Raw genomic sequence first — 25,150 nt, 5'->3', positions numbered from 1 at the left:
GGCGGCAGCCGTGGCGACAACGGGCCGCCGCCGCAGCACCGCCTATCGCGCCCGCGCGCTCTCGGTCAGCGCGCCATACACCATGGTGCGCAACTGCCGTCGCACCGGATACGCCGACGATGGCAGCAGTTGGGTCAGGAACAGCGCGATGAGGTCTTCCTGCGGATCCACCCAGAAGAACGTGCTGGCGGCCCCGCCCCAGAAAAAATCGCCCGCGCTGCCTGGAATCAGCGTGGCCGCTGGCGCGATCGTGGTGGCGAAGCCGAGCCCGAAGCCCACGCCGTCGTACGTCGCTTCACTGAACAGCGAGCGCGACATGCGCGGCAGGTCGACGCCGCCCGGCAGATGATTGGCCGTCATCAGCGCCAGCGTCCTGGGGCCGAGCAACCGTACGCCATCGAGTTCGCCGCCCTGCAGCAGCATGCGCGAAAAGCGCATGTAGTCCGCCGCCGTCGAGACCAGCCCACCGCCGCCTGACGCCAGTGTGGGTGGCTTCAGGTAGGGGCTCTCCTGCGGATCGTCCTGCAGCATCGGCCCATGCCGCGAGATGACCTTGGAGCCCAGCGTCCCCACCGCGTAGCATGCGCAGAAACGCGACACCTTGTCGGCCGGCACATGAAAGCCGGTATCGACCATGCCGAGCGGGTCGAAGATGCGTTGCTGCAGGAAGGTTTCGAACGGCATGCCGCTGATCTTGCCGACCAGATACCCGAGCACGTCGGTGGACACCGAGTAGTTCCATGCCTCGCCCGGCGAAAACTCCAGCGGCAACGTGGAGAGCTGCTCGATCATGTCGTCGAGCGTGCCGCCCTCGGTGGTGCGGTCGGCCACCTTGTGCTTGCGGTACGCCGCGTCGACGTTGGTGTTCTGCTGGAAGCCGTAGGTCAGGCCCGAGGTATGACGCAACAGGTCCACCACCTGCATCGGGCGCCGCACGGGGCGGGTCTGGAAGCTTTCCATATAGCCGCCGGCGTAGACGCCGAGATTCTCCCACGACGGAATGTACTTGCTGACCGGATCGTCGAGGGCGATCTTGCATTCCTCGAACAGCATCATGATCGCCACCGAGGTGATCGGCTTGGTCATCGAGTAGATACGGAAGATCGAATCCTCCGCCAGCGGGGTCTTGCGCTCGCGGTCGGCCATGCCCAGCACCGAATTGCACACGAGTTCACCGCGCCGCCACACCTGCGTCAGCGCACCCGGCAGCTTGCCGGTTGCCACATAGTTGTCATCGAGGAACCGCTCGATCCGTGCCAGCCGGTCGCGGCACATCCCTTGCACTGCCTTGCCTTGCATAACCGTTTCTCCTGGTAGCCACCATGAAACGCGTGGGATCCGCCAGAGTACAGACGGCGGCTGGCGGATTCAATCCCTACGTGGGGCGAGACAGGCGGAACGGGGGCACCACGGCCGGCGCCGGGCTTTCAGGCCATGATATTGACGCCGCCGTCCACATACAGCGTGGCGCCGGACAGGCGGCGGGCATACTGCGTGGCCAGGAAGGCGCAGGTATAGCCGACGTCCATGATGTCGACCAGTTCGCCGAGCGGCGCGCGCTGCGCGGCTTCCGCCAGCAGCAGGTCGAAGTCCTTCAGGCCCGAGGCGGCCCGGGTCTGCAGCGGACCGGGCGAGATGGCATGCACGCGGATGCCGCGCGGCCCCAGTTCGTAGGCGAGATAACGGGCCGCGGCTTCCAGCGCGGCCTTGACCGGGCCCATGACGTTGTAGTTGGGCACGACCTTGTTGGCGCCGTGATAGCTCATGGTGAACATGACGCCGCCGTCCGTCATCAGCGGTACGGACAGCCGCGCCATGCGCACGAACGAATGGCACGAGATATCCATCGCCCTGGCAAAGCCCTCGGCGGAGCACTCCAGCAGCCCGGCCTGCAAATCCTCCCTGGGCGCCCATGCCACCGAGTGCACGAGGATATCGAGCCGTCCCCAGGTGTCCCGGATGCGCGCGAACAGCGCTTCCATCTGCTCCGCGCTGGCGACATCGAGCGGCAGGAAGATCGGCGCACCCAGCTCCTGCGCCACCGGCTCGACGTAAGGCCGCGCCTTCTCGTTGGCATAGGTGATGGCAACCTCCGCGCCAAGCGTGCGGAATGCCTTGGCGCAGCCGTAGGCGATGGAATGCTCGTTGGCGATGCCGCATACGAGTGCCCTGGCACCCGCAAGCACGGGCTGATGGTCCGTCATGTCGCTCTCCCAGTGATGTCGCGCTTTCCCCCGCTCCCCCCGCTCCCCCCTGCCTGATCCCCTTCGCCCCCCTTCGCCCCCCTTCGCCCCCCTTCGCCCCCCTTCGCCCCCTTCGCCCCCCTTCGCCCCCCTTCGCCCTCTCCGCCCTCTCCGCCCGCAGGCCGGCACCCGCGGGCATCGTCAGCGCGCGCCGGCTTCGATGACCGCCAGCGTATGGCGCGCGATCATCAGTTCCTCGTCGGTCGGAATGACCCACACCGCCACCGGGCTCGTGAGGTCGCTGATGCACCGCCCGCCGGCCTCGTTGGCGGCCGCATCGAGCGTGACGCCGAGCCATCCGGCCTGCTGGCATACCCGCGCCCGGATCGCCGGCGCATGCTCACCGATGCCGGCGGTGAACACCAGTGCGTCGAGTCCGCCCGCCGCCGCGGCCAGCGAGCCGAGCTCGCGGCCGATCCGGTACGTGAACAGCTCGACGGCAAAGCGCGCCATCGGATCGTCGCTGTCGAGCAGCGCGCGCATATCGCTCGAGATGCCCGATACCCCGAGCAGCCCCGACTTGCGGTAGATCAGGTCTTCGACGGCCTTGGCGTCCATGCCGGCCTCCTGCATCAGGTACAGGATGACGCCCGGATCCAGGCTGCCGCAACGCGTGCCCATCGGCAGCCCATCCACCGCGGTAAAGCCCATGGTGCTGGCCACGCTGCGCCCGCCCACCAACGCACACATGCTGCTGCCGTTGCCGAGATGCGCCACCACGGTGCGTCCGGTGGCGGCGCGGCCGTCCACCGCCGGCAGTACGCTCGCGATGTATTCGTAGGACAGGCCATGGAAGCCGTAGCGCCTGACGCCCAGCCCGGTAATCGCGCGTGGCAATGCAAACGCCTGTGCCACCTCGGGCTGGCCGCGATGAAACGCGGTATCGAAGCACGCGACCTGCGGCAGCTCGGGACGCTGCGTCGCCACGATGCGGATCGGCGCGAGGTTGTGCGGCTGGTGCAGCGGCGCGAGCGGGCATAGCCGTTCCAGTTCCGCCACGATCCCCGGCGTCACCCGCACCGGCTGCGTAAAATGCATGCCGCCATGCACCACGCGATGCCCGACCGCGGCGAGCGTATGGCCCTCGCCGTGGCTGCGCAGGAAGTCCGCGAGAAAGCCGATGGCGCCGGCATGCCCCAGTTCGACGCCCTCGCCCCACTGCCGGGTACCGACCTCTTCGCCGCTGGCGTCGACGGCGCGAAAGCGCGGGCTGGTGTAGATACCATCGAGACTGCCACGCAGTACCAGCCGCAATTCGCCCGATTGCGCGTCGTACGCGCAGTACTTCAGGCTCGACGATCCCGCGTTCAATACGAGGATGACTTCAGCCATCGCGTTACCCCGTGATCTGGCCGGATGTCCGGCGTGCTTCGGCCACCAGCGCGGCCACCGCGCACGACGCCAGGCGCGTCATCAGCGAGTCGGCACGGCTGGTCAGGATGATCGGCACGCGCGCGCCGAGCACGATGCCCGCGGCGTCGGCACCGGCCAGGAACGACAGGCTCTTGGCCAGCATATTGCCGGCGTCGAGATCGGGCACCAGCAGCACATTGGCGCGTCCGGCCACCGGCGATTCGATTTTCTTGATGCGCGCCGCCTCGAGGTCGATCGCGTTGTCCAGCGCCAGCGGGCCGTCCACCACCGCGCCGCTGATCTGGTGGCGATCGACCATCTTGCACAGCGCCGCGGCTTCCACCGTGGAGGGCACCTTAGGATTGACGGTCTCCATCGCCGACAGGATCGCCACCCTGACCTCCTTGAGCTTCATCGCATGCGCAAGGTCGATGGCGTTCTGCAGGATATCCGCCTTCTCCATCAACGTGGGCGCGATATTGACCGCCGCATCGGTGATGATCAGGGGCTCGGCGCGGCCGGGCACGTCCATCACGAAGCAATGACTGACACGCCGCGCGGTACGCAGGCCGCTGTCGCTCCTGACAACCGCGCTCATCAGCTCGTCGGTATGCAGGCTGCCCTTCATCAGGGCCTCCGCCTTGCCCTCGCGCACCAGCTGGACCGCGGCGGCCGCGGAAGCGTGGCTATGGGGCGCGTCGACGATCGGGTAGCGGCCGAGATCGAGCCCCGCCTCGCGTGCCACCTGCTCGATGCGGGCGCTTGGCCCGACCAGGATGGGGTCGATCAGGCCCGCCTGGGCCGCGTCGACGGCGCCTTCGAGCGAACTGCGGTCGCACGGATGCGCAACCGCGGTCGGCGTCGGCGGCAGCGACTTGCAGTATTCGAGCAACCGCTGGTATTTCTCGTGCTTGCCGTTCATCGGCGTCTCCTTTGCGAGCCCTGGGCCATCACGATGCGCGCACCAGCGGCAACTCCCGCCGCGTCCGCGCCGGCCTCGGCGACAGCACCGCCTGGATCCGTTCCAGCATGGCGGACTGTTCCGCGGTCGGCGCCAGGCCCATCATGCGTTCGTCGGCAACCAGCCGGGCAAACAGCGTCTGCAGCCGTTCGCGATCGGCGCGCGCCGCCAGCAGTTGCGGCAAGGTCGCCAGCGCCTGCGTGGGCGCGTAGCGGGCGATCAGTTCCTGCTGTCCACGGATCTGGCGCCACTGCTCCATCGGCAGGTCGGGCAACAGGTCGGCGTAATCGGCCGCGAGGTCGCGCCGCAGTTCCAGCCGCGACAGCGGCAATGGTTCGCCCTGGCGCTGCAACAGGCAGGCCAGGCGTGCGATCGCTTCCGGGTATCCGCCCTCCCCGATCGCGGCCAGCGCCGCCTTGACTTCGGGAAGCTCCATCGGCGCCGTGATCCTTGGCGCGGCCCGTGTCCCCGCTTCCTCCTTGGCGATAAACGCGAACAGGTTGGCGTAGACGCCGAAGAACGATGCCTCGGTCATGGCATCGCGGACCGCGCGCCATGCATCGAGACCGGCGCTGACCATTTCCGCGCCGGCGCGTTCCTGCGCGCGCAGCGGATGATCGTCGTCCACCGGCTGCCGGCCGGCGCGCACCGCCTCGGCGGCCGGTGCCAGCCAGGCCAGCCACGGATTGAGGTCGGAGCACGCCCAGTTCTGCATCCGCAAGGGATGACAGGTCCGCATGGCATAGGCCGACGCGTCGTTGGCCATGGCCTGTACGAATGGCTGGGCAAACAGTTCGTAGGCACGCTGATTGAAGTCGGACACGGCGGTGACCGCCTCGAACGGCTTCTCGTCGACGCGCTGGAAGCGGTTGAGCCGGCCCGAGACATCCTCGAGCGACTGCTCGCGGAACTCCACCTCGTACTCCACGCCGTCCTTGCCCGGACGCTCGTTGATGACCATGCCATACAGACCCGGCGGCAGCATCTCGATGCTGCCCAGTACCGAGACGATCTGCGCATGCTCCTTCTGCGCGACCTTGCCCGAGACAAAGATGCCAAGATGGCCGACGCTCTGGTGCATCATGCCGACGATGACCTGACCGCGCGCCTTGATCTCCTCGGTGCTGCCATACACGTCGACGACCCAGTTGAAAGCCTGCTGCGGCGGCGTGATGTTGTCTCCCATCGAGGCGAACAGGATGATCGGCGCGCGGATGTCGCGCAGGTCGAAGGCCCTGCCCGCGGCGTTCTTGACGTCGCCGCTCCAGAGCTTGTTGCCGACAAACAGGTTGCGCGTGATCCATTCGATCTCTTCGCGGTTCATCAGGTAGTAACCGCCCCACCAGTGTTCGAATTCGAGAAAGCGCGGCGGCTCGGTATCGATCTTGCGGTACAGGTTGTAGTACTTGTCCCACAGGCTGTTGGCCGGGTTCAGGTTCTCGAAGTTCTGCACCAGCCAGGCGCCATCGAATTTGCCGTTGCCGAGATCGGCGGTCAGCGAGGCGAGCCACGTCCCGCCCAGCAGCCCGCCCGCATAGCGCATCGGGTTATCGCCCTCGCCTTCGCTCCAGGCGCCGCTCCAGTACGACATTGGCGCGCCGTTGATGACGATGGGCCCGGTATCTTCCGGCGACGAGGCCGCCAGCATCATCGCCGCCCAGCCGCCCTGGCAATTGCCCACAATGGCCGGCCGCGAGCTGTCCGGATGCAGTGCGCGGACCTTGCGGACGAACTGCTGCTCGGCCTCGCACACGTCGAGCAGCGTCTGTCCGGGTTCGGGATCGCGAAAGAAGATGACGAAATACACGGGATGCCCGGCGCGCAATGCCACCCCGACCTGCGAGTCGTCCTTGAAACCGCCGATGCCCGGACCGTGACCCGCACGCGGATCGATGATGACGTAGGGCCGGCGCGTATCGTCGATCACCACGCCGTCGGGTGGCCTGATGCGCAGCAGCGCATAGTTCACCGGGCGCGCGAACTGCCGCCCGTCCAGCACCATGTCGTAGTCGAAGTGCAGGACGGGCTTGAGACCCTGCACGGCACTCTCGACAAAGTGGTTGCCCCGCTGCCGCAGCGTGTCCCAGAACAGGATCGCGCGCTGCATGCCGTCGACCGCGTAGGCATAGCCATCGAGCGGATTCATGGCCGATGTCCATGCCGAGGTCCATGCGGACAGGGCGGCGGCACGCTCGGTGCCCGTCTGCCCCTCCCCTGCGGACCAGCCGCTCATCCGGGCCGCCTCGGTGACGCGCTGTCCATATGCGTCACGCGCGTGTGCAAGACGCCTCTGCAGTACGCGACCGCTCTTGACGCCCACCTCGAATGATTTGACCACCTGCTTTGCGACGTCCATGCCGACCTCCCGTGACGTGAGCGCGCCCTGCCATCGCCGCCCGATCGCGACCGCCGGGCCGCGACATGGACAAGCATGGCGAAAGCGCGCCGCGAACCGTTGATCTTTATCAAGCTGGAAACGTATCCACGGCAAGCCGGCGCTGTGGCCGGCTCTGCAATGCCGAATGGCGACTACTATCGATGTCGAAGCATCCCCGACCACTGTAGAACCATTTCAGCGCCATGCGGGAGATCGATCATGAAATGCATGCGATGGCTGCGCCGCCGGCGGCCGCCCGGAGACGGTCACAGCACGCGCGAGATGGCGGAGCTGGTGGAACGCGTGACCCGGCTCGACCCGCGCCTGCGGCTGATATCGCACTATGCGCGCCAGTTGCGCCCCGCATTGGAAGCCGCGCACCGGCATGTGCGGCAAGTGGTCACGAACCTTCCCGAGGCGCACGATGCCAATGCCCAGGCGTGGGGCACGGATCCCTATATCCACGCGTTCTTCGCCACGCCGCGTGATGTGGAACTGACGTTCAGCCGGGCGCCGTCATTGCGGGAATTCTTCGACGCCGCGCCGGCCGCGCAGACGGCCCATGCGGTACTCGGCATGAGCATGAGCGAACGGCACGCCTTCGGCGTGGCGCTTGAAGGCGATGTCATGCGAACGGAGGTGCCGCAGACGCTGGTCAACTTCAGCGATCATCAGGTCCGGATCATTGCTGGCTCCGATACCGACCTGCGCGAGGAAATCGTGCGGCGCATGTTCGACCAGCTGGCACTGGAAGCACTGGCCCGCTTTACCGCGGGCCCGGCGCGGGAGGCAGCGGCCGCGCCGGAACAGACGCTGCTGGTATCGCAGTTGCACCTGCTCGAACGCGAGGGCACCGGCCTGCGCGCGGTGGTCGGCAGTGCCGACGCACCGGATCCCGCCGAACAGGCCGAACTGCGCAGCCGCATCGACCGCAACACGACGATGCTGTCGCAGCAGGCCGATCGTACCGGCGCGCTCGAGCGCCATCTGGCGTGCCTGGTCGAGACCCTGCACGACGCGCCGGCCCGCTTTGCACTGACGCGCCGGCGCTTGCGGCTGAGTGCGACCAATGTCCTGCTCGATGCCGACACGCCGGGCGCGGCGCACGAGCTCGAAGTGATGACGGCACACGTGCCCGGCGATCCGCCGCTGGTACGCACCTTCATGCTGGTGCGCTTTGCGCGCGCCGACATGGTGCCGGCGCGCACGCTGCTGGAGGAAGCGGAACGGCTGCTGTGATGGCGCCGGGCGTGAGCGTGCCCCGCCTGGCGCTTACCGGCCGGTGAAGCGGGCCGGACGACGTTCGATGAAATGCGCGACGCCCTCCGTGAAGTCCTCGCTCTGGATGCTGTCGAACATCTCGGCGTTGGCCAGCTGCGTGGCCTCGGCGAGCGTCTGGAACGGGGTCTCCCAGAGCTGCCGCTTCATTACGCGGATGGAGCGCGGCGAAACGTTCTCCGCGAGCTCGGCCGCGTAGGCGAGCGTGCTCGTCATCAGGTCCTCCGGCGCGTATACGCGATCGACCAGCCCCATGCGCAGGGCTTCCTCGGCCGGTACCTTGCGCGCGGAATACAGCAGGTCCGCGGCGTGGCCCGGACCAACCACACGCGGCAGCAGCCACGAGATGCCATGCTCGGCAATCAGCCCGCGCCGCGCGAATGCGGTGCTGAAGGCGGCCGCGCTGCTGGCAAAGCGCATATCGCTATACAGCGCGAAAACGAGTCCGAGGCCGGCGGCGGCGCCGTTGATGGCGGCAATGACCGGCTTGCGCAGCGCCGGAAAATAGCCGTAGCGGCTCTGGTAGTCGGCGCGGCGGTTCATGTCGTACGGCCGCATCCATTGCGCCGCGCGGATATCGTCGGGCGGCAGCACCTCGAGCGCGTTGATGTCCATGCCGGCGCAGAAGCCCTTGCCGGCGCCGGTCAGCACCACCACACGGATGCTGTCGTCGCGGTCGGCGGCCTCCATGGCGTCGCGCAATTCGGCCTCCATGACCTTGGTCAGCGCGTTGAGCTTGTCGGGACGGTTCATCGTCACGATGGCGACCTGCGCGTTCTGTGCCGCGCGCGCGACTGCAATTTCCTGATACATGCCTGGTTTCCTTTGAATTCAGCGGGGAAGCTGCACGGCGCGCGGTTCGAGGAACTCCTCGAGCCCATGCACACCGCCTTCGCGTCCTACTCCGGACAGGCCAAAGCCGCCGAAAGGCGCGGCCGCATTGAAGCGCGCACCGTTGACATCGACCTGTCCGGCGCGCAAGGCGCCGGCCACCTGCTCGGCCTGCGCGTCATCCGCGGCCCACACTGCTGCCGCCAGTCCGTAGGGCGTGCCGTTGGCAAGGGCAATGGCATCCTCCACCGTGTCGTAGCAAAGCACCGCCAGTACCGGGCCGAAGACCTCCTCGTTGGCCAGACGGCTGTCCGGCGCCACGTTGCCGTAGATCGTCGGCGCGACAAAGTAGCCCGGCGTCGGTACCGGCGCGCCCGGGCCGCCTGCAATGCGGTCAAACCCGGCTTGCTCCGCCGCGGCGATATGCGCGCGCACGCGCTCGCGCTGCAACGCGGACAGCAACGGGCCGACGCGCGTCGATGCCTCGGCGGGATCGCCCATGGTCATGCCGGCCGCGGCCTCGGCCAACAGCGCACGGCATGGCGCATAGTCGGCGCGCGCCACGATCAGCCGCGTCAGCGCGCTGCAGGTCTGCCCGGAGTTGAGAAAGCACGAGGCCACGGTGGCCTTGACCGCGCGCGCGAGGTCCGCGCCGGGCAGCACCACGGCCGCGGACTTGCCGCCAAGTTCCATCGAGATACGCTTCATGTCGCCAGCGGCGAGCGCGGCAACCTTGCGGCCCACCGCGGTAGAACCGGTGAACGACACCATCTGCACGTCGGCATGCGTCGCCAGCGCCTGGCCCACCTCCGCATCGCCCAGCACGATATTGAGCACGCCCGGTGGCAGGCCGGCACGTTCGCACGCCGTCATCAGCGCGGCAGTCGCCGCCGGCGCCAGCTCCGATGGCTTCAGCACCACCGTACAGCCGGCCAGCAGCGCCGGCGCGAGCTTGCCGGTGATCTGGTGCAACGGATAGTTCCACGGCGTGATCGCCGCCACTACGCCCACCGGCACCAGCGTGATGCGCGAATTGCCGACTTCACTGACGAAGGGGAAGGTCTCCGCCAGCGCAGCCGTGGCCCGCCATGCCGCGACCGGCGCATCGACCTGGATGCGCTGCGACAGCTTCAGGGGCATGCCGACTTCACGCGAGATGGCACGGGCCAGCGCCTGTCCTTCGCCCTCCAGCGCGTCGGCCACCGCGCGCAGCATGGCCGCACGTACCTGCACGCCCAGCCGCTGCCATGCCGGCAGCGCGGCGCGTGCCGCCGCGACGGCCCGATCGGTATCGGCGGCGCTGCCGAGGTGGACCTCGCCGAGCGGCACTTCGGTGGCCGCATCGTGGATCCGCACCGTGCGGCTGGCGCGCACTGTCTGCCGCGCGCCGTCGATAAAGTGTTCGTTCCACTGGATCATTGGGACTCCCTTGCCTTCCGTTTGCTGAGAAATTCGGCCATGACGCGCTGCGGCTCGCCATCGGCATAGCATTCGAGCTGCGCGCGGATGCCCGCCACGCAGGCGTCGTCGAAGCCCGGCTGCGTCATCGCGCGCAGGCGCTGCTTGGACAGACGCACCGAGGTCGGCGGCAGCGCCGCCAGCGTATGGGCGCGCGCGCGCGCCGCCGCCATCAATCCGGCCTCGTCGTCCAGTGCCGTCACCAGGCCCATCTCATACGCGCGCTGGCCGGATACGAGTTCGCCCGACAGCGACATCTGCACGTTGTGGGTATGCCCGACGTGCAGCGTCATCAGGTACGAGCCGACGATGCTGGCCAGCCCTGCCTTGACCTCGGGCTGGCCCCAGCGGCTGTCGGCCGTGGTCACGCGCCAGTCCGCACACAGCGCAAGCTGGAAGCCCGCTCCCGCGGCCACGCCTCGCACAGCCGCCACACAGGGCTTGTCGAGATCGCGTACGGCCTGGTACATGGCGCGCTGCCGGTTGAGCCAGGGCACGATCTGCTGCCACGTCACCGCGGCAGCTTCGTCGAGGTCCTGGCCGGCGCAGAACGCACGGGTGCCGGCCCCGGTGAGCACGACCGCGCGCACTGCGGCATTGGCATTGATCCAGGCCAGGGTCTCGATCAGCGCGCCGCGCAGCGCATCGTTGACGGCATTCATGCGCTCGGGACGGTTGAGCGTGACGATGGCGATAGCGCCATCGCGTTCCACCAGCACGGGTTCCATATCAGTCCTTTTGCAGTTCCACTACCGCGTCTACCGCCAGCGCGCCCTTGCCGGCCGCCATCACCATCAGCGGATTGATATCGACCGATACCAGCGCGGTGCCCTGACGCAGCGCCCAGTCGCCGAGCGCGACCGCAGCGGTCGCCAGCGCATCGAGGTCGAGCGGCGGGATATCGCGATAACCGTCGAACAGCGGCGCCAGCCGCAGCCGCCCGCACGCGGCCTTGGCCGCCTCCACATCGAACGGTGCCAGCAGCGTGACGACGTCCTTGCGCAGCTCAAGCAGCGTGCCGCCCTCGCCGATCATCACGAGCGGGCCGAAGGCGGGGTCGACCGAGACACCGAGCGCAAACTCGTGGCGCCCCTTGATCATGGCCGCTACCACCACACGGGGATCGGCCACACCGAGCGCGCGCAGCCTGTGCAGGCAATCCGCGGCTGCCTGGGCCACCCCCTCCGCATCGGCAAGGCGCAGGTGAACGAGACCGTGTTCGCTCTTGTGCGGCACCTCGGCCGCGCACCCCTTGACCACCACCACGCCGCCGCCCAGCGCGGCGAAGGCGGCCACCGCCTCGTCGGCGCTGGCGCAGATGCGATGCGGCACCACCGGCACGCCGGCTGCGGCCAACAGCGCCAGGCTGCGCGCTTCGTCCTGCAGGCCATGGCCGCCGGCGGGCGTAAGGATCCGGCACGACGACACAGAGGACGACGGCGCGGGGGACGACGGCATGAGCGCCGGCGGCGCCCCCGCTGCCGCCACCCCGGCGGCAGCCTCCAGACTGGCATGGGCCGCGTATTGCGCCAGCGCCGCGACGGCCTCGGCTTCCGTCACGAAGGTCGGCACGCCATGGCGCACGAACACGTCGCGCACCCCCTGTTGCGGTGCGCTGGCCACCAGCGGCTTGCCAAGGCGACTGCTGAAGCTGGCCGCATCGCGCGCCAGCGCCTCGACGTCATAGCCTGGACCCGCGACGGGAATGCCGACCATGATCATGTCGGCCTGCGGATCGGCGCCAAGCGCGTCGAGCACGCGCGGAAACATGTCGCCCTTGCCCATCAGCGCCGCCGTCATGTCGAGCGGATTGCTGGCGGTGCCGAACTCGGGCAGGATCGCGCCGAGCCGGTCCACGGTGGACGGCTGCAATTCGGTAAGCGGCAGCGCATGGCGTTCCGCCAGGTCCGCCGCCATCACGCCGACCGCGCCGCTATGGCTCATCACCACGGTGCGACCCTGGCCCGGCGCGCGGTTCTGCAGGTACAGCGGCACCGCGCGCACGAGCTCGCCAATATCGTTGGCGCGCCAGATCCCATGGCGCGCGAGAAACGCGTCGATGGCGGCATCGTTGCCCACCAGCGCACCGGTATGCGACGTTGCCGCGCGCGCGCCGCGCGCGCTGTTGCCAGCCTTGATCGCCACGATGCTGGCGCCACGGCCGCGGGCCAGCGCCGCGGCATGCGCCAGCGCCTGCGGATCGGAGATCGATTCGAGGTACACCAGCACCAGCCGCACTTCGGGATCGGCGGCCACCGCGCAGGTCATCGCGCAGGCATCGAGGTCGGCGTCGTTGCCGGTAGCCACCAGATAACGCACGCCAAACCCGGCCTGGCGCAACAATGCATAGGGCATGACGCTGGCCGCCCCGCTCTGGCTGACGATCGCGATCGGGCCGTCCTGCGGCGCGACTTCCATGAACATCGTCGAGAAGTTGAGCACCGCACCGGTGGCGAAGTTGGCCGTGCCCTGCGCGTTGGGTCCCACCAGCCGCATGCCGCCAGCATGGGCCAGCGCCACCAGCTGCTGCTGGCGCGCGCGGCCGGCAGCGCCGGTCTCGGCAAAACCCGACGCCATGATCACCGCGGCCTTCACCCCGGCGTCGGCGCACAGGCGCACCTGTTCCAGCGTGGCATCGCCCGAGACTGCGATCACCACCGCGTCCGGCGTCTTGCCGATGTCCTGCAGACTCGGCCATGCGCGATAGCCCTGGATGGTGTCGCGGCCCGGATTCACGGGAAAAACCTCGCCCGCGTAGCCGAACTGGCGCAGGTAGTGAATGGGTCGGCCACCGACCTTGTTGGGATTGTCGGAGGCGCCGATCACGGCCACCGATGCCGGCGCGAACAGGGAAGCGAAGATCTCAGTCAAGGGTGGCTCCGGAAGCCTTCACCACGGGCGTCCACTTGGCCACGTCGTGCTGGATCAGCCTGGCGAAATCGCCGGGCGTGCCCGGCAGGGGGGTGGCGCCGAGCGCGGCCAGCTGCTGCTTGACGTCGGCCTGCGCCAGTACCTTCTGCAGTTCGCCGTTGAGCCGCTGCACGGCTTCCGGCGGCGTGCCCTTGGGCGCGGACAGGCCAAACCAGATCGTCACGTCGAAGCCCGGCAGACCGGACTCGGCGATGGTCGGCACCTTCGGCAGCGCCTCCGAGCGCGCCGGCCCGGTCACGCCCAGCGCCTTGACCTTGCCGCTGCCGATGTACTGCACCTGGCTCGACACCGTATCGAACATCATCGAGATGCGGCCGCCGAGCAGGTCGGTGAAGGCGGCTGCCGAGCCCTTGTAGGGCACGTGGACGATATCGATGCCGGCCATCGACTTGAACAGTTCGCCGGACAGGTGGTTCGAGCTGCCGTTGCCGGCGGAGCCAAACGTCAGCGTGCCAGGCTTCTGCCTGGCAAGCGCAACCAGTTCCTTGACGTTGGCCACCGGCAGGCTGTTGGGCACGACCAGCACATTGACGGTGGACGCGACCGATCCTACGGCGTCGAGGGCCTTGACCGGATCGATCTTGAGCGAGCGGTACAGCGACGGGTTGATCGCCATGGTGCCCGTGGTCGAGAAGAACAGCGTGTAGCCATCGGGCGTGGCGCTCGCGACGGCTTCGGTCGCGATGGTGCCGCCCGCGCCGCCGCGGTTGTCCACCACCACCGGTTGTCCGAGCCGCTGCGACAGGTGCTGGCCGATCAGGCGCGCCATGGCATCGGTGGGACCGCCGGCCGGAAACGGCACGATCAGCCGGATCGGCTTGGCGGGATAGGTTGCGGCGGTGGTGGCCATGGCACTGCCGGGTGCGCCGCCCAGCGCGAGTGCGGCCGCGGCCAGGCTGAGCGCGGCGAGGCTGGCGGCGAGGAAGGCGCGGCGCGGGCGGTGGGTGCTGGTTCGCGGCCGGACCGGCGCGACCGTCGGAAAGCGTTGCATGTTGTCTCCGTATCGTTGCATGCCCTTCTCTCGGCGGAAGGGATGCATGCAGTGTAAGGAGACTTATGCCAACGCAATAGCGTATATTCTGCGATACCTGCTATCCAGTTTTTCGATCGATGGCACGGGTCAGCCGGATGTCGCCCGTGCGTCGCCCCGATGTCGCCCCGATGTGAGCAAGCCGTGAACCTCAAACAGCTGGAAACCGTGGCCCTGGTGGCCGAACTGGGCTCGCTGTCGCGCGCGGCGCGCGCGCTGGGCACTGCGCAGTCGCTGGTCAGCCGCGCGATTGCACAGATCGAAACGGAATGGGGCGACCGCCTGTTCGAGCGCACCGGCCGTGGCGTGGTGCTGTCCGAATTCGGCAAGCGCATCTTTCCCGAGATCCAGCTGCTGCTGGCGCAGTCGGCCCGGCTGCACGACGAGGTGCGCAATGCGGCCGGCGTACCGGCGGGTCTGGTCAGGCTTGGCGTATTGCCGTCCATGACGCGCCGGCTGGTGCCAGCGCTGTTCGCCGATCTGCGCCAGGCCGCGCCGGGTCTGCGGCTGCGCGTCAGCGAAGGCTTCAGCGGCCAGCTCGATGCGCAGCTCGACTCCGGTCACCTCGACCTGGCGGTGATCAACCGCTATGGGCCGAGCCCGCGCCAGGACGAGGATGTGGTGGCGACGGTGGCGACTTACCTGGTCGGCAAGCCGGACCATCCGCTGGCGCGCCGCGCGACGGTCGACTTCCGGCGCATGGACGGCGTGCCGCTGGTGTTGCCGCCCGCGCCCAATGGCCTGCGCTCGGTGCTCGACCAGCATGCGCGCCAGCAGGGTGTGACGCTCGACGTGGCGCTCGAGGTCGAGTCCCTGAACACGATGAAGGAAGTGGCGCTGTCCGGCCATGCGCTGACGATCCTGCCCCGGCTCGCGGTCGACCACGAGATCGCCGCCGGCCAGCTTGCCGCCGCCGAGATCGTCAAACCGCGTCTGCCGCGCTCGATCAGCCTGGGCGTGACGCACCACCATCCGCTTTCACGCGCCGCACGACTGGTGCTGTCGCGTCTGCATACGCTGGTACCGCAGCTGACGCGCGACGACTGAGCCACGGTGCACGCCGCCGCGCGCTGGCATCAGGCGCTACAGGCCGGCGTAAACCATCCGCGTGAACTGGGCCCCATCGAAAACGAAGTTGCCCCAGCTCGCATCGAAAGCCGCGGTCGGCCGCGCCGCCACGATCTCGTCGAGCGATTTTCCCTGCGCCTTCAGCGCAGCCACGTTGTTGCGCACCGTGACCAGCATGTCGCGAAACGCGATCAGGTCGGCGCGCGTGCCGACCGCGCCATGGCCGGGAATCACGATGGTGTGGTCGGTGGTGCGTGCCACCGCCTGATTGGCCCATCGGATCGCACCGTCGATGTTGCCGCCGTCTTCATTGTCGATATAGGGATAGAAGCCGTTCCAGAAGGTATCACCGAGCGCCAGCACATCGGCGTCGCGGAAATAGACCCACAGGTCGCCGTCGGTATGGCCATGGCCGAAGTTTTCCACCTCGACCCGCGTTCCGGCGAAGTCGAAGACCTTTTCGTCCTTGACCAGCAACGTCGGGCGCGCGTCCGGCGGGACCGGCGCAAAGGTCCAGTTCCAGGCATTGACGTGCGTGGTCCGGGTCAGGTGCCGGAAGGTATTCTCCTGGGCCACGATGGTGGCACCCGCGGCGTGCATCCCCGCGTTGCCATCGGTGTGGTCCCAGTGCCAATGCGTATTCACGACGTACCTCGGCGGTGCGTCGCTGATCCGCGCCAGCGCGGCCTGGATCTTCTCGCGCGACTTGGCGATGCCGGCATCGACGAGGAATTTTCCTTCGGGGCCGGACAGCACCGTAATGTTGCCGCCGGAACCCATCAGCACAGTAATGCTGCCGCGCAATGGCTGCACGACGAGGTCGCTGTCGGCACGGCGCAGGTAACGTGCCCCGGCACCGGTGTGGAAATAGTCGTCGGGGGTAGCCGCCTGCTGGCGCCCGGCAGAGGCGACATCGGGAGCGACTGCGCGGGCGACAGCGGGGACGGCGCCGACCGCGAGGACGGGCAAGGGGCTCGCCACCAGGAGAGCCGAAAGTACCAATGGTTTGAACATGATGGGGGGGCGTGCTGTGGAGAAAAGCGGCGCGGCCCGACGGGCGCGCGTGACGCCCAGTATGGCCATGCCGAGCGCAGGGAGGAATGGCCGGCGACATGCGATTCCTGCCAGACCGCGTTGCTTTTCTGCCAGGCTCAGCGCGCCGGCGCGTCAGGACCCGTGGCGGGCGCCGCGAAGTTGGCGCGGTACTGCTGCGGCGATACGCCGAACCGCTTCCTGAAGATCTGCCGCATATTGTGGGGGTCGCCAAACCCGCATTCGTAGGCGATACGCTTGAGCGGTACGATGCCGTTCTCCAGCATGACGCGCGCCGCATCCACACGGGCGCTTTCGACGAACGCCGCCGGTGTCATGCGGGCTTCGCGGGCAAAGATGCGGGCGAAGTTGCGCAGGCTCATGCGCGCGACCCCGGCCAGCACCCCGACGCTCAGGTCCTCCGCGAGGTGCGCCAGCACGTATTCCTGTACCTGCGCCACCGGCGACGTCGGTTCCGCACAGGGCGTCAGGTACGGACTGAACTGCGACTGGCCGCCAGCACGCCGCATGAATACCACGAGCCGCCTGGCAACGTTGAGCGCGACCTCGTCGCCATGATCCTGCGCCAGCAGATACAGCGACAGATCGATGCCTGCCGTCACGCCAGCCGATGTATAGAGCTCGCCGTCGCGCATGAAGATCCGGTCCGCCTCCACGCGCGCCGACGGGCACAGATCAGCCAACGCGTCGGCATCGTTCCAGTGCGTGGTCACGGCGCGCTGGTCGAGCAGGCCGGCCCGCGCGAGTGCGAAGGCGCCATTGCAGATAGATCCATGGCGTCGCGAGGCTACGCAGATGCGCCGCAACCAGTCGTAGACGCGCGCATCCCAGAGGGCTTGCGGCAGTCCGGGACCACCCGCCACCAGGATCAGGTCGTACGCGCCCTGTGCGGGATCAACCTCGGTATAGACGCGATGCGGCTGGAGCAGCAGGCCATTGGAACATGCGATCAGGCCATCGCAGATGGCAATTACCTCCAGCTCGTAGCGCGCGTCCTTCGGCACCAGGCGGTTGGCCTCGGCAAAGGCATCCATCGGGCCACTGACATCGAGGGCCTGGACCCCAGGAAACACCAGCAGGGCAATGGTTCGGGTCATGACTCGGATGCCGGAAGCAAAGACGGAAAGCGGCAGTGTATCGTCTGGGAGGTTCGTCTACGATGGAGCCCGTGGCGTCCGCCTCCCCGGACTCGCGCCCGGCACGCGCTGGCGCGAGTCCGGGGGAGTGGGGCCGGTCCGGATTGCGGCCCGGCAAGGACGCGTTTGTAATGATTGCAATCGGCTAACCCAGGAACCCATGGACCCCTTGATCATCATCGGCGCCGGACATGGCGCCTTTGCCTTCGCCGGCGCATACCGCAAGCTCGATACCACGCGGCGCATCCTCCTGATCACCGCCGATGGCGGCGACGCGTACAGCAAGCCCATGCTCTCCAATGCCTTCGCGCAGAACAAGGCATTCGACGACCTCGTCACCGGCACGTACGGCACGATGACGGAGCGGCTGAACCTGACGCTGTTGCGTCAGACCGCCGCAACAAGCATCGATACCGCCGCGCGCTGCGTGCACACGGAGGCTGGCGCCCATGCCTACAGCGACCTGGTGCTTGCGCTCGGGGCCACGCCGGTCAGGCTGCCGGTGGAGGGCGACGGCGCCGAAGATGCGGTCTCGGTCAACACGATCGACGACTACCGTGCCTTCCGCGCGCGCCTCGAAGGCGCGCGGCGCGTGCTGATCATGGGCGCGGGGCTGATCGGCTGCGAGTTTGCGAACGACCTGCTGCATGGCCACGGCGGCATCGCGCCGGTGGTGGTCGATCCCGCGCCGCTGCCGCTCGCGAGCCTGGTCCCGCCCGCCCTTGGCGGGCGCCTGCGCGATGCGCTCGCGCGCGCGGGCGTGACGTGGAAACTGGGCACCGTGGTGCAACGCATCGATCGACTCGCGCCGGGCTATCGGGTCACGCTCGCGGACGGCAGCCACGAGGACGTCGACGTGGTGCTGTCGGCCGTCGGCCTGCGCCCCCGCACCGAACTTGCGGCGGCGGCCGGGATCGAGATCGGGCGTGGCATCCTGGTGGACGCCCACGGCCAGACCAGTGCGCCCAACGTCTACGCGGTGGGCGACTGCGCGCAGTATGCGCAGGGCGGATGGCTGCCCTATATCCGGCCGATCCTGGTGGCCGCGCGCAGCATTGCCGCCACCGTGGCCGGCACGCGGACCCCGATCGAGTTCCCGGCCATGCCGATCCTGGTCAAGACGCCGGCGTGTCCGATCGCCATCGTGCGCCCGCCTGTGTCCGTTGCCGGCCAGTGGCAGCCGGACGAGGCGGTGGGCGGGACGGCAGGAGGCGCGGGCGGTGCGTGCCACCTGTTCCGTGATGAGGCTGGCATCCTGCACGGATTCGCCCTCAGCGAGCAGGCCGTCGCCGGCCAGCAGGCATTGCTGAAGGCGCTCGGCACGCCTTATCCGGACAAGCCCGAGACCGCGGGCTAGTGGTGCTGGCGGCCGGCGCCGCTGGCATCGGTCAGGCACCAGCGCGAGCGCGGGCCCGGCTGGTCGCAAGATCGTGCACTATCGCGCCATTCCTTATAGAATCCGCGGCAGCGTGCGGCGTGGATTCGCACCATATTGCATGCCTGGTGTTGCCACGGGCCCTGACAAAAGGACGGTGAATGGACGTGAAGCGGGCCACGGACTCCGGATCTGGCGAGGATGCACGCGACACGGATCGCGCCGGGTCGGAAAGCGGCGGTGGAAACAGCGCGGAGGGAGCGAGCACCGAGGTCGGCAGTAGCGACGGCGCACGCCATCACGCACGGTCCACCACCGATTCCCCGCTGCTGGTGGCCATCGGCGAGCGCGCGCGCAGCCTGCGCGCCCGGCGCGGCCTCACGCGCAAGGCGGTGGCACAGACCGCCGGCGTCTCCGAGCGCCATATGGCCAACCTTGAACACGGTACCGGCAACGCCTCCATTCTGGTCCTGCAGCAGGTAGCCACGGCCTTGCAGTGCTCGCTCAGCGAGCTGATCGGCGACGTCACGACGCGCTCGCCGGAATGGCTGCTGCTGCGCGAACTGCTGGAAAACCGTTCCGAGGCCGACCTGCGCCGCGTGCGCATCGCCATTGGCCAGTTGCTCGGCACCGATACCGCGGACCCGTCGCGCGGCAGCCGCTTTGCGCTGATCGGTCTGCGTGGCGCCGGCAAGTCCACGCTGGGCCAGATGCTGGCCGACGAGCTCGCGGTACCGTTTATCGAGCTGAACCGCGAGATCGAGAAGATCGCCAGCTGCAGCGTGTCCGAGATCTACAGCCTGTACGGCACCACGGCCTACCGGCGCTACGAGCGCCGCGCGCTGGAAGAAGTGATCCAGCTCTACGGCGACGTGGTCATCGCCACGCCCGGCGGCATCGTGTCCGATCCGGCCACCTTCAACGAACTGCTGACCCATTGCACGACCGTCTGGCTGCAGGCCCGGCCCGAGGAACACATGGCGCGCGTGGTGGCCCAGGGCGATACGCGCCCGATGGCCGACAGCGGTGCCGCGATGGAAGACCTGCGGCACATCCTCGACGGCCGCGCGCCCTTCTACGCGCGCGCCGATATCGCCATCGATACCAGCGGCAAGTCCGTGGCGCAGGCCTACGCCTTGCTGCGCCAGGCCACCCTCGCACCGGCGCTTCCGCCGCGCTGACCGGCCTGGCCGCCTTGACCATTGCCCACGCCGGCCCCGGCCACCCGGGCCAGGCAGGCCCAGGGGGCATACGCGCCCCGGTCAGTAGGTTTCGAGGTGAAGGCGCCCCTGCTGTTTGAGGTCGGCGGCAATACGCGGCCAGTCGAGCCCTGCCTGCACCGCGATATCGCGCAGTGCCAGCACCACGCCCTCTTCCATGCTCTTGAGCCCGCACACGTAGAAATACGCGTGGTCGTCGGCGAGCAGCGCGGCAAGGTCGGCGGCGCGCTCGCGCATCGCATCCTGGACATAACGCCGCGGCTGGCCCGGCGTGCGCGAGAACGCCAGGTTCACGTCGATAAAGTCCTTCGGCAGGCTCACCAGCGGACCGAAATACGGCAGCTCCTCCTTGCTGCGCGCGCCGAAGAACAGCAGCAGCTTGCCGCCCTCGAAGCGGCCGGACTTGCGCATGCGGCGGCGCCATTCGGTCATCGCGCGCATCGGCGCGCTCCCCGTGCCGGTGCAGATCATGACGATATGCGAGCGCGGATGATTGGGCATCAGGAAGCTGCTGCCGAACGGGCCGATCACCTCGACGGTGTCGCCTACCTGCAGGTCGCACATGTAGTTGGAGGCCACGCCGCGCACCGGCCGGCCCTGGTGATCCTCCAGCACGCGCTTGATGGTGAGCGAGAGATTGTTGTAGCCGGCACGCTCGCCGTTGCGCGCGCTCGCGATGGAATACTGGCGCGCATGATGGGGCCGGCCGCTGGCGTCGGTACCGGGCGGAATGATGCCGATGGACTGGCCTTCCAGCACGGGAAACGGCACCGTGCCGAAGTCGAGCACGATGTGATGGGTATCGTAGTCGCGGCCGATTTCGGTGGCGCGCAGGTTGCCGGTGACGGTCGCGCGCACGGGCTTGCCGGACTTGCCGCCGTACAGGTTGGTATAGGCATGCGCCGCGGACCACGGCGGCACGGTAGCACCGAACTGCGCGCTGTTGAACGGTTCCTCACCGCTGAACGCGGCCGGCAGGGCGACCGGCTCGGGGCTGGCCTGCGCTGCGCTGGCGAGTTCGGCCACATTGCCGGTCTCGCCGGCTGCGGCGTCCGCTGCCGCCGGGGACAGCTCCGGCGGCAGCGCGTCCCAGCCCAGTTGCTCCTCGACGCTGTAGGCGCGGGCGCGCGGCATGATGCGCCAGTTGTCGATCGAGCCGGTGGGGCATGGCGAAATGCATGCCATGCAGCCATTGCACGTGTCGGCGTCCACGACGTAGTTGCGCGCATCGTGGGTGATGGCATTGACGGGGCAGGTCGCTTCGCACGTATTGCAGCGAATGCAGATCTCGGGGTCGATCAGGTGTTGCCTGATCACCTGGATGTCGGACATGTCCATGGCTATCTCCGGGTTGACGCGACCGCCCTCGGGCGTGGCGTCGGGTCCCGATATCGGTCGATGCCGGGCCGTGCGCGGCCCGGTGCCAATGCGTTCGGTGGATCAGTTGAAGCGAACGTATTCGAAGTCGGCCGGCTGGCGGTTGATGCCCATGACCGGCGGCGCAATCCAGTTGGCGAACTTGCCGGGCTCGACCACGCGGCCCATGAGGCTGGCCACGAAGGCGCGGTCGCCCGCCGAAGGCAGCCACGTGTCGACGCGGTCGCGCCATTCCGCGTCGGATACCAAGCGGCCGTCGGGTGCCACCTTGACGCCCGCGAGCGCGCCGATATTGCGATGGAACGCCTTGTGCGGCACCTTGAGCCGGAACGGAACGCCCGCTTTCTCGATGACCTTGTTCCAGCGCTCGACGCCCGCCATGCTGTCCTTGATGTAGTCGTCGCGCAGCACTTCATTGAGCGCGTTCAGCATCGGCACCTCCTTCTCGGTCAGCTTGCCGTCCACCACCTGCAGCACCTTGTAGGTCTGGTTCTTGAGCACGTGGTCGTCGCCGCGCTTGCCTTCCTCGAAGCGTCCCTTGAGGCCGGTGCTGTAGAACGTGGCAGCATTGCTGGATTCATCGGCGCCGAAGAGGTCGATCGTCACGCTGTAGTGGAAGTTCAGGTAACGCTGAAGCGTCGGCAGGTCGATCACACCCGCGGCGCGCAGCCGGGCCGGATCGTCCGTCTTCAGCTCGTTCATGACCTGGCACGTGCGCTGGATCACGCGCGACACGCCGCTCTCGCCCACGAACATGTGGTGCGCTTCCTCGGTCAGCATGAATCTGGTGGTGCGCGCCAGCGGGTCGAACGAGCTTTCGGCGAGCGCGCACAGCTGGAACTTGCCGTCGCGGTCGGTGAAGTACGTGAACATGAAGAACGACAGCCAGTCCGGTGTCTGCTCGTTGAAGGCCTGCAGGATGCGCGGGTTGTCTTCCTGGCCGCTGCGGCGCTCCAGCAGCGCCTCGCCCTCCTCGCGGCCATCACGACCGAAGTACTTGTGCAGCAGGTACACCATCGCCCACAGGTGGCGGCCCTCCTCCACGTTGACCTGAAACAGGTTGCGCAGGTCGTACATGCTCGGCGCGGTCAGGCCGAGGTGACGCTGCTGCTCCACCGAGGCGGGCTCGGTATCGCCCTGCGTGACGATGATGCGGCGCAGGTTGGCGCGGTATTCGCCGGGCACTTCCTGCCACACGTCCTCGCCCTTGTGGTCGCCGAAATGGATCTTGCGGTTGGCTTCGGCCGGATTCAGGAAGATGCCCCAGCGATAGTCGGGCATCTTGACGTGGCCAAAGTGCGCCCAGCCCTGCGGATCGACGCTGATGGCCGTGCGCAGATAGATATCGTAGTTGTGCGAGCCCTCGGGTCCCATGTCGTTCCACCAGCTCAGGTAGTTAGGCTGCCACTGTTCGAGCGCGCGCTGCAAGGTACGGTCTTCGCTGAGGTTGACGTTGTTGGGAATCTTCTCGCTGTAATCGATGCCTGACATCTTGGTCTCCGGTTTGCGGTCGCGTGGTGGGTGCCGGCTCAGACGCGGTTCCAGTCGAAGGCGGCCCTGTCGCCCTTGCCGTAGACCTTGAGCGCGCCCTTCTCGCCCACGGCATTGGGCCGCTGGAAAATCCAGTTCTGCCACGCGGTAAGGCGGCCGAAGATGCGCGTCACCATGTTCTCCTTGCCGTTGAAGCGCAGGTTCGCTTCCATCCCCGTCAACGCATCGGGCGACATCGCGGCGCGCTCTTCGAGCGCGATGCGCACTTCGTCGGCCCAGTCGATATCGTCCGGATTCGCGGTCACCAGGCCAAGCGCGAAGGCGGCATCGGCATCGAGCGGCACCCCGGCCCTGGCGCGCACCGCCTCCATGGCGGGTGGCTCGTCGTAGAAGCGACGGCCCAGACGGCTCTGTTCCGTTGCCATCGGATAGAGACCGAAATTGGTATCGGCCACCACGATGCGCGGCGCACGTGCCTCGTCGTCGGGCAATGCCAGGTGATAAATGCGGTCGCAGGCCAGCGCGAGTTCGAGGAACGTGCCCGCAAAGCACGAACCCGGTTCCACCAGCGCGAACAGGCTGCGCGAGGACACGTCCAGCCGTGAGAACGTGCGGCGCAGCAGGCCGATGGTCTCGCGCACGAACCAGTGATCGCGGTTGGCCAGCAGCAGTGCGTCCATGGCGAGCACGGCGTCGGCGTCGCCCTCCGTCTTGATCAGCCAGGTGCCGATGTCGAGCTCGTTGGTACGCATCGACAGGATGGCGTCTTCCAGCTCGCGCGCGAGCTGCAGCGGATACCACGCGGCACCGGCCTCGAGCATGCCGGCCACGGAGGCGGGCTGGGGACCGGTGGGCGCCTTGACCATAAAGGTGGCACGCCGTGCCTGACGATCGATCTCGACCGCCACGTAGCGGTAGCGCAGCGCGTCCGCCTCGATGGTGCGTTCGAGCGGCGCCAGGCTGATGCCTGTGGCGTCGGCGGGACGGTCGCTCGTGGCAGCGAGCGCGCGCGCCTGCTCACGGACCACCTGGGCGAAGACGGCCGGTTTGGCGATCTCGTCGACCAGCCGCCAGTCCTTGGCGCGCTGGCCCCGCACGCCCTCGTTAGTGGTGCAGAAGATATCGGCCAGGTCGTGGCGCACGTGGCGCTTGTCGGTGACGCGCGTGAGCCCGCCGGTGCCGGGCAGCACGCCGAGCAGCGGCACCTCGGGCAGGCTGACCGCCGACGAGCGGTCGTCGACCAGGATGATTTTGTCGCACGCCAGCGCGAGTTCGTAGCCGCCGCCCGCGCAGGCGCCATTGACCGCGGCAAGGAACTTGAGGCCGCTGTAGCGCGACGAGTCTTCAAGCCCGTTGCGCGTCTCGTTGGTGAACTTGCAGAAGTTGACCTTCCACGCGTGGCTGCTCACGCCGAGCATGAAGATATTGGCGCCCGAGCAGAACACCTTGTCGCGCCCGCTCGTCACGACCACCGTACGCACCTCGGGATGCTCGAAGCGGATCCGGTTGACGGCATCGTTGAGCTCGATATCCACGCCGAGATCGTAGCTGTTGAGCTTGAGCTTGTAGCCGGGGCGCAGGCCGGCCTCCTCATTGATATTCAGCGTCAGCGTGGCGATCTCGCCATCGAATGCCATCTGGAAATGTCGGTACTGCGAGGGGTCGGTCTGGTAATCGACACGGGGCGCGGCGGTCATGTTGTCTCCGGTTCGGGATAGCACGGCAGTGCGTCTTATCTCGACGATGCATGAACTATAGTTCCGAGAGATCAACAGGGTCAAGCATTATCTTGCATACTGCGCGCGACGCGTCTCATGGACGGCGTTGCGTCGTTCAGGCGTCGGACCTGGCGCCCATCAGGACCATGCGCAGCCGCCCCGCCGACCCGTTACATGCAATATAGTGCCTTCCTTGCACCAGCACGACCCTGTGCTTCGACCGGCATCGGGGTGGGCCTGCGGCGTGAGC

19 protein-coding genes are annotated in these 25,150 nt (G+C 67.9%); 4 read left to right on the top strand and 15 right to left on the bottom strand.

What is annotated here, in order from left to right:
* Positions 1-42: 42 nt before the first annotated feature.
* The 5 genes from DFLDMN_RS20610 to DFLDMN_RS20590 all read right to left on the bottom strand — a co-directional run bounded on the left by DFLDMN_RS20610 (position 43) and on the right by DFLDMN_RS20590 (position 6,913).
* On the bottom strand, positions 43-1,299 hold the full coding sequence (locus tag DFLDMN_RS20610; RefSeq protein WP_423199734.1) for a serine hydrolase domain-containing protein: 1,257 nt from the start codon (positions 1,297-1,299) through the stop codon (positions 43-45).
* Positions 1,300-1,427: 128 nt separating this feature from the next.
* Entirely contained in the window at positions 1,428-2,204 is a 777-nt protein-coding gene (gene fabI, locus DFLDMN_RS20605) for an enoyl-ACP reductase (RefSeq protein ID WP_423199733.1), read from the bottom strand.
* 180 nt (positions 2,205-2,384) lie between these two features.
* Positions 2,385-3,575, bottom strand: coding sequence for an acetate/propionate family kinase (locus DFLDMN_RS20600; RefSeq protein ID WP_423199732.1), 1,191 nt, complete (start codon positions 3,573-3,575; stop codon positions 2,385-2,387).
* Positions 3,576-3,579: 4 nt separating this feature from the next.
* On the bottom strand, positions 3,580-4,518 hold the full coding sequence (locus DFLDMN_RS20595) for a phosphate acetyltransferase (RefSeq protein ID WP_423199731.1): 939 nt from the start codon (positions 4,516-4,518) through the stop codon (positions 3,580-3,582).
* Between the two features lie 28 nt (positions 4,519-4,546).
* Positions 4,547-6,913, bottom strand: coding sequence for a DUF3141 domain-containing protein (locus tag DFLDMN_RS20590; protein ID WP_423199730.1), 2,367 nt, complete (start codon positions 6,911-6,913; stop codon positions 4,547-4,549).
* Between the two features lie 240 nt (positions 6,914-7,153).
* On the opposite strand from DFLDMN_RS20590, the gene DFLDMN_RS20585 reads away from it, so the two are divergent.
* Positions 7,154-8,173 (top strand): hypothetical protein, encoded by a 1,020-nt coding sequence (locus DFLDMN_RS20585; RefSeq protein ID WP_423199729.1) that lies wholly within the window; start codon positions 7,154-7,156, stop codon positions 8,171-8,173.
* Between the two features lie 33 nt (positions 8,174-8,206).
* Here the strand turns inward: DFLDMN_RS20585 and DFLDMN_RS20580 are convergent, their stop codons facing one another.
* The 5 genes from DFLDMN_RS20580 to DFLDMN_RS20560 are packed head-to-tail and all read right to left on the bottom strand — an operon-like array spanning position 8,207 to position 14,423.
* Positions 8,207-9,025 (bottom strand): enoyl-CoA hydratase, encoded by an 819-nt coding sequence (locus DFLDMN_RS20580; RefSeq protein WP_423199728.1) that lies wholly within the window; start codon positions 9,023-9,025, stop codon positions 8,207-8,209.
* Between the two features lie 18 nt (positions 9,026-9,043).
* Positions 9,044-10,462 (bottom strand): aldehyde dehydrogenase family protein, encoded by a 1,419-nt coding sequence (locus DFLDMN_RS20575; protein ID WP_423199727.1) that lies wholly within the window; start codon positions 10,460-10,462, stop codon positions 9,044-9,046.
* Positions 10,459-11,229 (bottom strand): enoyl-CoA hydratase/isomerase family protein, encoded by a 771-nt coding sequence (locus tag DFLDMN_RS20570; protein ID WP_423199726.1) that lies wholly within the window; start codon positions 11,227-11,229, stop codon positions 10,459-10,461. Before DFLDMN_RS20570 ends, DFLDMN_RS20575 begins: the two co-directional genes overlap by 4 nt.
* A 1-nt stretch (position 11,230) precedes the next feature.
* Positions 11,231-13,372, bottom strand: a complete 2,142-nt coding sequence (locus tag DFLDMN_RS20565; protein WP_423199725.1) for an acetate--CoA ligase family protein — start codon at positions 13,370-13,372, stop codon at positions 11,231-11,233.
* Entirely contained in the window at positions 13,365-14,423 is a 1,059-nt protein-coding gene (locus DFLDMN_RS20560; protein WP_423199724.1) for a Bug family tripartite tricarboxylate transporter substrate binding protein, read from the bottom strand. Before DFLDMN_RS20560 ends, DFLDMN_RS20565 begins: the two co-directional genes overlap by 8 nt.
* 183 nt (positions 14,424-14,606) lie before the next feature.
* Between DFLDMN_RS20560 and DFLDMN_RS20555 the strand changes: the two genes are divergently transcribed.
* Positions 14,607-15,509, top strand: coding sequence for a LysR family transcriptional regulator (locus DFLDMN_RS20555; RefSeq protein WP_423199723.1), 903 nt, complete (start codon positions 14,607-14,609; stop codon positions 15,507-15,509).
* A gap of 36 nt (positions 15,510-15,545) precedes the next feature.
* Here the strand turns inward: DFLDMN_RS20555 and DFLDMN_RS20550 are convergent, their stop codons facing one another.
* Both DFLDMN_RS20550 and DFLDMN_RS20545 read right to left on the bottom strand, forming a co-directional pair.
* Positions 15,546-16,499, bottom strand: a complete 954-nt coding sequence (locus tag DFLDMN_RS20550; RefSeq protein ID WP_423199722.1) for an MBL fold metallo-hydrolase — start codon at positions 16,497-16,499, stop codon at positions 15,546-15,548.
* 182 nt (positions 16,500-16,681) lie between these two features.
* Positions 16,682-17,680, bottom strand: a complete 999-nt coding sequence (locus DFLDMN_RS20545) for a GlxA family transcriptional regulator (protein ID WP_423199721.1) — start codon at positions 17,678-17,680, stop codon at positions 16,682-16,684.
* A 199-nt stretch (positions 17,681-17,879) separates the two neighbouring features.
* Between DFLDMN_RS20545 and DFLDMN_RS20540 the strand changes: the two genes are divergently transcribed.
* Both DFLDMN_RS20540 and DFLDMN_RS20535 read left to right on the top strand, forming a co-directional pair.
* Positions 17,880-19,076: an FAD-dependent oxidoreductase gene (locus DFLDMN_RS20540; RefSeq protein WP_423199720.1), complete on the top strand. Its 1,197-nt coding sequence runs from the start codon at positions 17,880-17,882 to the stop codon at positions 19,074-19,076.
* A 179-nt stretch (positions 19,077-19,255) separates the two neighbouring features.
* Positions 19,256-20,275: a helix-turn-helix transcriptional regulator gene (locus DFLDMN_RS20535; RefSeq protein WP_423199719.1), complete on the top strand. Its 1,020-nt coding sequence runs from the start codon at positions 19,256-19,258 to the stop codon at positions 20,273-20,275.
* 81 nt (positions 20,276-20,356) lie between these two features.
* Here the strand turns inward: DFLDMN_RS20535 and boxA are convergent, their stop codons facing one another.
* From boxA to boxC, 3 genes are all read right to left on the bottom strand, one after another.
* Positions 20,357-21,652, bottom strand: coding sequence for a benzoyl-CoA 2,3-epoxidase subunit BoxA (gene boxA / locus DFLDMN_RS20530; protein ID WP_423199718.1), 1,296 nt, complete (start codon positions 21,650-21,652; stop codon positions 20,357-20,359).
* A 102-nt stretch (positions 21,653-21,754) separates the two neighbouring features.
* Positions 21,755-23,182, bottom strand: coding sequence for a benzoyl-CoA 2,3-epoxidase subunit BoxB (gene boxB, locus DFLDMN_RS20525; protein WP_423199717.1), 1,428 nt, complete (start codon positions 23,180-23,182; stop codon positions 21,755-21,757).
* 38 nt (positions 23,183-23,220) lie between these two features.
* On the bottom strand, positions 23,221-24,879 hold the full coding sequence (boxC, locus tag DFLDMN_RS20520) for a 2,3-epoxybenzoyl-CoA dihydrolase (RefSeq protein ID WP_423199716.1): 1,659 nt from the start codon (positions 24,877-24,879) through the stop codon (positions 23,221-23,223).
* Between the last annotated feature and the right edge of the window lie 271 nt (positions 24,880-25,150).

The sequence above is a fragment of the Cupriavidus sp. H19C3 genome (assembly GCF_049393815.1).
In the GTDB taxonomy this organism is placed as follows: domain Bacteria; phylum Pseudomonadota; class Gammaproteobacteria; order Burkholderiales; family Burkholderiaceae; genus Cupriavidus.
This window is presented reverse-complemented; position numbering and strand designations above follow the sequence as displayed.